Genomic DNA, 11,832 nt, shown 5'->3' on the forward strand with positions numbered 1-11,832 from the left:
AGGAAAATGCGCAAACCTCAAAAATATCTAATAATTTATTAAAAGTCCGTGCATATTTTATTTTTTTCAGAAAAAATCATTTTTAATTCTAATACGGTTGCCAAATATTCAAAAATCATATATAATAGTAGACGTATTGGTATTTTCAAACTGTTTTTGATTTGGAGGAATCAGACTTATGGAAAAGAAAGAAATGCTCTATGAAGGCAAGGCAAAAAAAGTATTTGCTACCGAGGATCCCGCACTGTGCATCGTATCCTATAAGGACGACGCGACCGCGTTTAACGGTGAGAAGAAGGGTACTATCGTAGGCAAGGGTGTTGTCAACAACAGAATGAGCAACTTTATGTTTAAGCTGCTGGAAAAGAACGGTGTTCCCACCGACTTTGTCGAGGAGCTCAGCGACCGCGATACGGTTCTCAAGAAGGTGCAGATCGTACCCCTCGAGGTTATCGTGAGAAACAAGGCAGCAGGTTCCTTCTCCAAGCGCTTTGGTGTACCCGAGGGTACCGCGTTCAAGGCTCCCACACTGGAGTATTGTCTCAAGGATGACGCGCTCGGCGATCCCATGATCAACGACAGCCAGATTATTGCAATCGGCGCTGCGACAAGGGAAGAGCTGGACACCATCGCGAAATACACCATGAAGATCAACGAGGTCATGGTTGCGTTCTTCAAGGAGTGCAAGGTAGACCTGATCGACTTCAAGATCGAGTTTGGCAGACTGCCCGACGGCACCATCATTCTCGCGGATGAGATTTCACCCGATACCTGCCGTTTCTGGGATGTTGACACCCAGGAGAAGCTCGACAAGGATCGTTTCCGCCGCGATATGGGCGGTGTTGAAGAAGCGTATGCCGAGATGATGAAGAGAGTCGGTCTCGCTGACTAATCATCTACACCACAACACAAACTTATCGGACGGTGAAATTTTGAATTATTCTTTCGACAGTTATGCAAAGGAAGGGCTGCATGAGGAATGCGGCGTTTTCGGAATATTCAGCGACGGCACCATCAATCCGGCGTATGCCTGCTACAACGGACTTCTTGCGCTCCAGCACAGAGGTCAGGAGAGCTGCGGCATCGCGGTCTCGGATGACGGTGTAATTGAGTATCACAAGAACATGGGCCTTGTGACCGAGGTCTTTAATAACAGTATTCTTGACTCACTCAACGGACAGATGGCGATTTCGCACGTCCGTTATTCCACAGCAGGCGGCTCTGTGCTCGAAAACGCACAGCCGCTTGTTATGCGTTATGTCAAGGGTACATTGTCGGTTGCCCACAACGGCAACCTGACCAACGCGGTGGAAATCCGCCGCCAGCTCGAACAGAGAGGTGCAATTTTCCAGACGACCATCGACTCCGAGGTCATCTGTTATGTCATCGCCAGAGAGCGATTGAACTGCCACTCGGTCGAGGAGGCGGTTGCGCGCACGATGCAGACCATCAAGGGCGCGTATTCGCTGCTTGTCATGAGTCCGCGCAAGCTGATTGCGGCGCGTGACCCGCACGGCTTCCGGCCGCTCTGCATGGGCAAGTATAACGGCTCTTATGTCTTTGCCAGCGAGAGCGCTGCTTTGGATGCCTGCGGAGCGGAGTTTGTCCGCGACGTCGAGCCGGGCGAGATTGTCGTCGTCAAGGATGGCAAAGTGAATTCCATCAGACCCGATTTCGGCGACAAGAAAAAGGCGCTTTGTATTTTCGAGTACATCTATTTCGCGCGCAGTGATTCCTTTATCGACGGCGTGAGCGTCTATGAGGCAAGAAAACAGGCGGGAAGGATCCTCGCGAGAGAATTCCCTGTTGAAGCGGATATGGTCATCGGCGTTCCTGAGTCGGGCATCGACGCGGCGATCGGCTATGCCGAGGAAAGCGGCATTCCCTATGAGAAGGCGATCGTCAAGAACAGCTATATCGGCAGAACCTTCATCAAGCCCAGCCAAAAGGAGCGCATGAAGAGCGTCCGCATCAAGCTCAACCCCGTAGCAGATATGGTTAAGGGCAAGCGCGTCGTCATGATCGACGACAGCATCGTGCGCGGCACGACCGTAGACCGCATCGTCACTATGCTGCGTGAGGCAGGCGCAAAAGAGGTTCACATGCGCATCAGCTCACCTCCGTTTATGTGGCCGTGCTACTACGGAACCGACATTCCGTCGCGCGGAGAGCTGATTGCCTGCAACCATACAATAGAAGGAATCACCGCGCTCAGCGGAGCGGACTCTTTGGGCTACCTGCCCGTGGAATCGCTCCATGAGATGATCGGATACGCACCCGTCGGCTTCTGTCAGGGCTGCTTTACGGGACAGTATCCCGCAGATATCACCGTCGAGACCTTCAAGGGCAAGGAACGCGGCGGCATGAATTTTGATAACAAATGTCAGGGAACCGATAACTAAACCTTTGGAAAGGAACAACAGCATGAGTAAGGATTGTTACGAATCACCCTTGTCCGCACGCTATGCGAGCAAGGAAATGAAATATATCTTTTCTCCCGACAAGAAGTTCAGAACATGGAGAAAGCTCTGGATCGCGCTTGCCGAGGCGGAAAAGGAGCTCGGACTGCCCGTAACGCAGGAGCAGATCGATGAGCTCAAGGCACATGCCGACGATATCAACTATGAAGTCGCGCAGGAGAGAGAAAAGCTCGTGCGCCACGACGTCATGTCCCATGTTTACGCCTACGGCATACAGTGCCCCAACGCAAAGGGCATCATTCACCTCGGCGCGACCTCCTGCTATGTCGGTGACAACACCGATATCATCATCATGACTGAGGGCTTGCGTCTGATTCGCAACAAGCTGATCACGGTGATCCGCAACCTTTCCGCGTTTGCCGACGAATATAAAGCACTGCCCACACTCGCGTTCACGCATTTCCAGCCTGCCCAGCCCACCACGGTAGGCAAGAGAGCGACGCTTTGGATCCAGGAGTTCATGATGGACTTGGAGGACGTCGAGTACCAGCTGTCCAAGGCAAAGCTGCTCGGATCCAAGGGCACCACAGGCACACAGGCAAGCTTTTTGGAACTGTTTGACGGCGACCACGAGAAGTGCAAGGCGCTCGACAGGAAGATTGCGGAGAAGATGGGCTATCAGGCATGCTTCCCCGTATCGGGACAGACCTATTCCAGAAAGCTCGATTCCCAGTTTCTCAACGTCCTCGCGGGCATTGCGCAGTCAGCGGCGAAGTTCTCCAATGATATCCGCCTGCTGCAGCACCTCAAGGAGGTAGAGGAGCCGTTTGAGAAGAACCAGATCGGTTCCTCAGCAATGGCGTATAAGCGTAACCCGATGCGCAGCGAGCGTATCGGCTCCCTTTCCAGATATGTGATGGTAGACGTTCTCAACGGCTACTTCACCACCGCGACCCAGTGGTTCGAGCGTACGCTTGACGACTCCGCGAACAAGCGTCTCAGCGTACCCGAAGCGTTCCTCGCTATTGACGGCGTGCTGTCTCTCTGCGCGAACGTCGCGGACGGGCTTGTCGTTTATCCCAAGGTCATCGAGCAGAGACTCCGCAAGGAGCTGCCCTTCATGGCGACCGAGAACATTATGATGGACGCCGTGAAGAAGAGAGGAGCAGACCGTCAGCAGCTTCACGAGAGAATCCGTGTCCATTCCATGGCGGCGTCCAAGGTCATCAAGGAAGAAGGCGGCGAGAACGACCTTCTGCAGAGAATCGCAGCGGACGAAGCGTTCGGCGTAACGCTCGAGGAGCTCGAGAGCATCCTGCAGCCCGAGAAATACACGGGCAGAGCAAAGGAGCAGACCGCGGACTTCCTCGCGGAATATGTGGCTCCCGCACTGGAAAAATACAAGGATATCGAGTCTGACAGACCCGAAATCAACGTATAAAATACATCAATCATCCCATCAAAGGAGAAATCAATATGGTAAAAGCAATCGTAGGCGCGAACTGGGGCGACGAGGGCAAGGGCAAAATCACCGACGTCCTCGCCGACAACAGCGATATCGTCATTCGCTTCCAGGGCGGCGCAAACGCAGGTCACACGATTATCAATGACTACGGAAAATTTGCGCTTCACCAGCTGCCCTCGGGTGTGTTCCATCAGAATATCACCAACATCATCGGCAACGGCGTCGCGTTCAGCGTAGAGAACTTTGTCAAGGAAATGCAGGAGCTGCGGGACAGAGGTGTTCCCGAGCCGCAAGTCATCATCTCTGACCGCGCTCAGATTGTGATGCCGTATCATGTCGCCTTTGACTGCTACGAGGAGGAGCGTCTCGGAAAGAATTCCTTCGGCTCTACCAAAAGCGGCATTGCGCCCTTCTATTCCGACAAGTATTCCAAAATCGGCTTCCAGATCAACGAGCTGTATGATGATCCCGATTCACTGAAGGCGAAGATTCATCACGCGCTCGAAATCAAGAACGCCATCCTCGAGAATCTCTACAACAAGCCCGCCATCAGTGAGCAGGAGGTTTTTGACAAGCTCATGGAATACAAGGAGCTGCTCGCTCCCTATGTCGGCGACGCGTTTATGTTCCTGCACAACGCCATCAAAGAGGGCAAGAATATCCTTCTCGAGGGTCAGCTCGGCTCCCTGAAGGACACCGACTTCGGCATCTATCCCATGGTTACTTCTTCTAATACCATTGCGGGCTACGGTGCAGTCGGCGCAGGTATTCCTCCCTATGAAATCAAGGAGATCATCACGGTCGTTAAGGCGTATTCCAGCGCGGTCGGCGCGGGCGAGTTCGTCTCCGAAATCTTTGGCGACGAGGCAGATGAGCTGCGCAGACGCGGCGGCGACGGCGGCGAGTTTGGCGCGACAACCGGCAGACCCCGTCGTATGGGCTGGTTGGATCTGGTTGCCACCCGTTACGGCTGCATGGTGCAGGGCGCGACACAGGTTGCGTTCACCGTGCTCGATGTACTCGGCTATCTCGATGAAATCCCCGTATGCGTCGGCTATGAGCTCGACGGTGAGGTGATTGATTACTTCCCGTCCACCACCAAGCTCAAGAGATGCAAACCGATTCTCAGGAAGATGAAGGGTTGGAAGTGCTCTATCTCGGGCATCAAGGACTACGATCAGCTTCCCAAGGAGTGCCGCGAGTATATCGAGTTTGCGGAGAAGGAAATCGGCGTACCGATCACGATGGTATCCAACGGTCCTTCCCGAAATGACATTATTTACAGATAATTGTTCGGCGCTGTCTTATAGGTTTTATAAGACAGCCCGTTCCTTTTGGAAAGGGGAAGGGTTATGAACAAAGAAACCGTTATTGTCCTCGATTTCGGCGGACAGTACAACCAGCTTATTGCCAGAAGAGTCCGCGAGTGTAATGTTTACTGCGAGATTCTTCCGTATACGGTTCCGATTGAGAGGATCAAAGAGCTGCAGCCCGCAGGTATTATTTTCACGGGCGGCCCCAACAGCGTCTATGACGAAAGCTCTCCGCACTATACGCCCGAGATATTCAAGCTGGGCGTCCCGATTCTCGGCATCTGCTACGGCTGCCAGCTGATGGCATATTCGCTCGGCGGCAACGTCGTATCCGCGACGGACGACGCGGTCAGCGAGTACGGCAAGACCGTGACCCGCTATGACAATAACAACCTGCTCTTCAAGGATATCCCCGCGGAGGGCATTTCATGGATGAGCCACCGCGATTATATCAACGCGGTTCCCGAGGGCTTTGTGATTTCCGCGACGACGGATAATTGTCCCGTTGCGGCGATGGCGGATAAGGAGCGCAGGCTCTACGGCGTGCAGTTCCATCCCGAGGTCAACCATACCGAAAACGGCAAGGACATGATCCGTTCTTTCCTCTACAACGTCTGCGGCTGCAAGGGCGAATGGAAGATGGAGAGCTTCATCGACACCACCGTCGCGCAGATCCGCGAGCAGGTGGGAGATAAGGGCGTCGTGCTCGGACTGTCGGGCGGCGTGGATTCTTCGGTTGCCGCCGCATTGATTTCAAAGGCAATCGGAAAGCAGCTCACCTGCGTCTTTGTCGACCAAGGACTGATGCGCAAGGACGAGGGCGACTTTGTCGAGCAGACCTTTACCAAGCTCTTTGACATGAACTTTGTCCGCATCAACTGTCAGGAGGAGTTCCTCTCCAAGCTCAAGGGCGTCAGCGACCCCGAGGAAAAGCGAAAGATTATCGGCACCGAGTTCTATAATGTGTTCTGGAACAAAATCCGTGAGAGCTACGGCTCGGGCTTCTTCGCGCAGGGAACGATATATCCCGACCGCATCGAGAGCGGCAAGGGAGACGCGGCAAAAATCAAGACGCATCACAATCAGGTCGGCGTTCCGAAGGATATCCAGTTTGACGATATCATCGAGCCGCTCAAGGATCTTTTCAAGGACGAGGTCAGAGCGGTAGGAGAGAAGCTCGGCCTGCCGCATGATTTGGTATGGAGACAGCCGTTCCCGGGTCCCGGACTCGGCGTGCGAGTGATCGGCGAGGTCACCGCCGAGAAGGTGAGAATTCTGCAGGAAGCCGACGCAATTCTCCGCGACGAGATGGCGCAGTGCGGCTATGACAAGGAAATGAGCCAGTTTTTCGCGGTTCTTCCGGGCGTCAGAACCGTCGGCGTCATGGGTGATTCACGCACCTACAGCGAGCTTGTCGCCATCCGTGCGGTCACGACGGACGACTTTATGACCGCAGACTGGGCAAAGATCCCCTATGAGATTCTCGGCAGGGTTTCCAACCGCATCATCAACGAGGTCAGCCACGTCAACCGCGTGGTCTATGATATCACCTCCAAGCCGCCGGGCACGGTGGAATGGGAGTAACGCCATGAAAATCGTATTACCCGACGCGCAGACCGTCATTGATAATCTCGTCAGCGCGGAATGTCTGAGAGAGTTCGGTGAGGTAGTGGAATACGGTCTGCTCTCGTATGAGGAGATCGCCGAGGCGGTTGCGGACGCGGATATCGTCGTCTGCAACAAAACGCTGATGGACGCGCACACCATGCACCTTGCAAATAAATTAAAATATATCGGTCTGTTTGCCACAGGCTATAACAATATCGACGTGGAATACTGCCGCGCACACGGTATCACCGTATGCAACGCGGGTTCCTATTCGACCAACGCGGTGGCTCAGCATACCTTTGCGCTGATTCTGGAGCACTTCAACCGCGTTGCACAGTACAATCAATATGTACAGGACGGTTTGTGGAAACGCAGCCCGACCTTTTCACCCTTTGTCTATCCGCTCAACGAGTTAGCGGGAAAGACGCTCGGCGTCGTAGGTTTGGGGGCTATCGGTCAGGCTGTCGCGAGAATCGCAAAAGCCTTTGAAATGCGCGTGATTGCCTGTAACCGCAGCCCGAAGCACGTCGACGGGGTAGAGCAGGTGAGCTTTGAAACACTCTTGGCGCAGAGTGATGTTGTCACTGTACACTGTCCGCTCAATGCCGATTCGCAGGATATGTTCAATCAATCGAGCTTCGCAAAGATGAAGCAGGGAGCGCTGTTTGTCAACACTGCTCGCGGCGGCGTGATGGTGGAGCAGGATTTGCTCGACGCGCTGGAGAGCGGTCATCTCGGCGGCGCGTGCATTGATACGCTTCGTGTGGAGCCGATGGAGGAGGACTGCATTCTCATGGGTGCGAAGAATTGTCTGATGACGCCGCATATCGCATGGGCGCCTGTTGAGACCCGTCAGAGGCTGATGGGTATAGTCGCGGACAATATCCGCGCATTTCTGGACGGCGATCCCGTGAATGTTGTCAGCTGATAAAGTAAAAATCCGCGGTTTTTCGCGGATTTTTTTGTACCCGTATTGACGGGAAACGCATGTTTTGATATAATCTATCTAATACGATATCATTTAGAGGTTCCCTTTAGTTTATGGAGGAAATTATGACAGGAAATGTAAGACCGGAAACAATGGAAAGAATCACAACTCCCGCGCTTGCGCAGGCGTTTATCGACGAGCAGGTCAGGGAGCTGCAGGCGCAGATCGGTGACAAGAAGGTGCTCCTCGCACTTTCGGGCGGTGTTGACAGCTCGGTAGTTGCTGCTCTTTTGATCAAGGCGATCGGAAAGCAGCTTGTTTGCGTGCACGTTAATCACGGCTTGCTGCGCAAGGGAGAGCCCGAGCAGGTAGTCGAGGTGTTCCGCAACCAGATGAACGCGAACCTTGTTTATGTTGACGCGGTTGACCGCTTCCTTGACAAGCTCGCAGACGTAGCGGATCCCGAGAAAAAGAGAAAAATCATCGGCGCGGAATTCATCCGCGTGTTTGAGGAAGAGGCTAGAAAGCTCGACGGAATCGAGTTCCTCGCGCAGGGAACCATCTATCCCGACATTCTCGAGAGCGACGGCGTCAAGGCTCATCATAACGTTGGCGGTCTCCCCGAAGATTTGCAGTTTGAGCTGGTAGAGCCCGTCAAGCTGCTGTTCAAGGACGAGGTCAGAGTAGTCGGAAAAGCGCTCGGTCTGCCGGATAACATGGTGTTCCGTCAGCCTTTCCCCGGTCCGGGACTGGGCGTTCGTTGTCTCGGTGCCATCACCCGCGACAGACTGGAGGCAGTCCGCGAGTCCGACGCGATTCTCCGTGAGGAGTTCGCGAAGAACGGTCTGGAGGGCAAGGTCTGGCAGTATTTCACGGTTGTGCCCGATTTCAAATCCGTCGGCGTAAAGGACGGCAAGCGAACCTTTGCCTATCCCGTTATTCTCCGCGCGGTCAATACGACAGATGCAATGACCGCAACCGTTGAGGATGTACCCTTTGCACTTCTGCAGCACATCACCCGGCGCATTACCGCTGAGGTAGAGAACGTCAACCGTGTGCTCTATGACCTCACTCCCAAGCCTTGCGCAACCATCGAGTGGGAATAAGAACAGATGTCCCCATTCACTCTCGGTTAACCTCAAAAACTCCAAATGATGCGAACTGAAGTATCCTCGGAGCCTAAGGTATATCCCTTCATAGCGGGGTTGAGATTCCGAATCGATCTAAGTTATATCCCTTCATAGCGGGGTTGAGATTCTTAATCGAACTAAGTTATATCCCTTCATAGCGGGGTCAAATTCAGAATCGATCCAGGAGAAAGACGGACAAACAACAACATAAGTAAAAGCCTTGTGGCAATGGATGCCGCAAAGCGGCGCACCTTTGGCTAAGGCTTTTTTTCGTGCTCTGAAAGCCTGATTACATTTCAGAAATTCGGTAAGTTAAAGTCCCGTCTTTCTCTCCTAGTCGTATCTCCCTCTAAAAGAAAAGAGAAGAAAAGAGAAGAAAAGAGAAGAAGAGATAAGAAAAAAGAAGAAGAGAGAAGAAAAAAGAAGAATAAATGGCGAATATTAAGGAAATTAGACTAAGGAGAGAGGGAAACGAAGGAAAGAGAAGGAACCGAAGCGAGCCGTCTTCTAAGCCGTGATAGCGTGCGAGAAGGTGGCGAGCGGAGGGTGAACGAAGGAGAAGGACGGAAAAACGGTGAGGATAGACGACTTCGCACCAAACGAGGATAAACGACTTCGCACCATGACATAGTGTTTTCCGAAAAATCCATTTTTCGGGATTGTGTTATGACCCTTCTTGACTTGCTGAAATTCTGATAAACACTGGACTTTTGAGGTTTTTATGTGCCTCGGAGAAATCCCGAAAAAATTTCCCGAAAAGCCATCCCGAAAAACCGCACATAATTTTTCGGAACATTTTTCGGAACATTTTTCGGAGCGTTTTTCGGAAAATCGGAAAGGAGTAAGTATGAGGTCAAAGAGAATCAAAGATCGCTGCACGAAGATGCAGCTAAGTAAGTGCGATACCACTGCCCGCCTTTATGATCAGGTTATGATCGCTTTTGCTGGGCTGTTAGAGCGCAACAAGCAAGTCAGTAAGATTATGTGCAACGTATCAATGGACGGGCTGGAAGAAGGGGAATTTACCTCTGATTTTGTATGTGTCAAAGCCAATGGAGATTATATGGTCAGAGAATGTACCTGGCGTAAGAAGCTAACCCTGCCTCGAACGGCAAGGCTTTTGGAAGCATCCCGTAAGTATTGGGCGCGGCGCGGCGTTCAGGATTGGGGTATTATCGTGGAGAAGGAGCGTAGTAATGATGAAGCAAACTAAGCTGTTGCAGTCAGCAGACGGAAAGCAGATTATCCGTGTCCTTGATACAAATGGTAATAAGGCTTTGATTATTGACTGTATCCATCCTGCTATGCCGCTATATGTAGATGCGGACACTCTGACAAGTTATGTCCCGTGTGATGATGATACCCTCTGTGAAAAGACAGGATATTTGCCTGAATCTCTCGACAGTTTGAGCCCTCTCAGAAGGAAAACAGCATTAGAGCGTTATACCGTCATAGCTGGGGTATTAGCCTCTCTCTCGGATGCAAAGGTCAGATCGGCTATAATCGCAAGAGCAGCTGAGGCATATAAGGTCAGCAAGCAAACGGTCAGGGCTTACTTGCAGCAGTATCTGATCTATCAGGACATCGGAGCATTAGCCGATAAGGAGAAGAAAGAGCGGGAGCTGACTGACACAGAGAAGATCATGCGCTGGGCTCTAAACCGATTTTATTATACGCAGCACAAAAACTCTCTCCCGACAGCGTATGCTATGATGCTGAAGGAGAAGTTCACATCTGAAAACGGGGAGCTGCTTGAACATCCTACGATCAGCCAGTTCAAGTATTTTTATCGGAAGCATCGGAAGATGGAGAATTTTTATATCTCTCGGAACGGGCTGAAAGACTATCAGATGAATGACCGTCCTCTTCTCGGTGATGGCTTACAGCAGCTTGCCCCAAATGTCGGGACAGCTTTTCTCGACGGCACGATCTGTGACATCTACCTGGTAAACGACAAAGGACAGCTCGTAGGTCGTCCCGTTCTGGTGGCTGCCGTTGATGTCAATACGTCACTGTGCCTCGGATATGCGCTGCTATGGGAAGGCGGCGTTTATTCGCTCCAGCAACTTATGTTGAATATCCTCTCAGACAAGGTTAAGCTATGCCGAAGCATGGGGATCGTTATCAACTCGGATCAGTGGTCAAATACGGGATGTCTGCCTGGAAAGATGTATTGTGATCGCGGTTCTGAGTATGTCGGCAGCACTTTTGAGCAGATTACGGAGCTCGGTATAACGCTGGTTGAATTGCCGTCGTTTCGTGCGGAGTTGAAGGGCTCGGTTGAACGCTTCTTTGGTCTTGTGCAGAATTCATTTAAGACGGTCCTGAAGGGTCACGGCGTTGTAATGCCTGATTACGAAAAACGCGGCTCTCACGATTACAGGAAGGATGCCGTTCTCACGATGCAGGAATTTCACAGGATCGTCGTCAGATGCATCGTCCATTACAACTCAGAACGTGTCATTACCAGCTATCCTTATACAACGGATATGCTGGAGCGTCGTATTTCTCCCCACGCTGCGGATATTTGGAATTACAAGGTATCTCAGGCAGGAGCAAATATGATCCCCGTTTCCGAGAAGGAGTTGATTATGACGCTGTTGCCCCGCACCGAAGGAACATTTAGCCGATATGGATTTAAGGTCAACAAATTGCGGTATCATGCCGAGGGATACAAAGAACGGTATCTATCAGGTGGGAAAGCTGTTGCGGCATATAATCCCGACGATGCAAGTATGGTTTGGCTGAAGGAGAAAGACGGGCGGTTTGTCGCGTTCAGCTTGCCCTCGTTTAGCTCGGTCTAAGTTTGTCATGGTCATGGTGATCGGGAAGGATAGCGGAGCAACATACGTGATTATCAGTGTAATGATATGCGGTATAGCAAAATCGCTTTCAAGCTGCTCTGCTATCAGGTAGAAAAGTGCAAGCAGCAGAGGATACGCCCATATCCCCGTGAAGGTGATGATAA

Annotated in this window: 8 protein-coding genes and 1 pseudogene; all 9 read left to right on the forward strand. The window is 52.0% G+C overall.

Annotation, left to right across the window (positions count from 1 at the left end):
* Nucleotides 1-178: 178 nt before the first annotated feature.
* The 9 genes and pseudogenes from purC (at nt 179) to JKK62_RS12900 (ending at nt 11,668) form a co-directional block, all read left to right on the forward strand.
* Complete coding sequence (gene purC, locus JKK62_RS12860; RefSeq protein ID WP_092968996.1) at nt 179-892, forward strand: phosphoribosylaminoimidazolesuccinocarboxamide synthase; 714 nt, start codon at nt 179-181, stop codon at nt 890-892.
* 40 nt (nt 893-932) lie between these two features.
* On the forward strand, nt 933-2,402 hold the full coding sequence (gene purF, locus JKK62_RS12865; protein ID WP_207752192.1) for an amidophosphoribosyltransferase: 1,470 nt from the start codon (nt 933-935) through the stop codon (nt 2,400-2,402).
* A 22-nt stretch (nt 2,403-2,424) separates the two neighbouring features.
* Nucleotides 2,425-3,861, forward strand: a complete 1,437-nt coding sequence (gene purB, locus JKK62_RS12870) for an adenylosuccinate lyase (protein WP_201428229.1) — start codon at nt 2,425-2,427, stop codon at nt 3,859-3,861.
* A 35-nt stretch (nt 3,862-3,896) separates the two neighbouring features.
* Nucleotides 3,897-5,174 (forward strand): adenylosuccinate synthase, encoded by a 1,278-nt coding sequence (locus JKK62_RS12875; RefSeq protein WP_201428230.1) that lies wholly within the window; start codon nt 3,897-3,899, stop codon nt 5,172-5,174.
* A gap of 63 nt (nt 5,175-5,237) precedes the next feature.
* A complete protein-coding gene (guaA, locus tag JKK62_RS12880; RefSeq protein WP_201428231.1) occupies nt 5,238-6,782 on the forward strand; it encodes a glutamine-hydrolyzing GMP synthase in 1,545 nt (514 codons plus the stop codon).
* A 4-nt stretch (nt 6,783-6,786) separates the two neighbouring features.
* The gene (locus tag JKK62_RS12885; RefSeq protein ID WP_092968986.1) at nt 6,787-7,734 is read left to right on the forward strand and encodes a D-2-hydroxyacid dehydrogenase; all 948 of its coding nucleotides are present in this window, start codon (nt 6,787-6,789) and stop codon (nt 7,732-7,734) included.
* Between the two features lie 188 nt (nt 7,735-7,922).
* Nucleotides 7,923-8,840, forward strand: a pseudogene (gene guaA / locus JKK62_RS12890) (glutamine-hydrolyzing GMP synthase); the annotation flags it as partial.
* Between the two features lie 745 nt (nt 8,841-9,585).
* Nucleotides 9,586-10,077 (forward strand): PDDEXK family nuclease, encoded by a 492-nt coding sequence (locus JKK62_RS12895; protein ID WP_201428233.1) that lies wholly within the window; start codon nt 9,586-9,588, stop codon nt 10,075-10,077.
* Entirely contained in the window at nt 10,061-11,668 is a 1,608-nt protein-coding gene (locus JKK62_RS12900; RefSeq protein ID WP_201428234.1) for a TnsB C-terminal domain-containing protein, read from the forward strand. The genes JKK62_RS12895 and JKK62_RS12900 overlap by 17 nt, the downstream gene beginning before the upstream one ends.
* The last annotated feature ends 164 nt before the right edge of the window (nt 11,669-11,832 follow it).

The sequence above is a fragment of the Ruminococcus difficilis genome, from assembly GCF_016680995.1.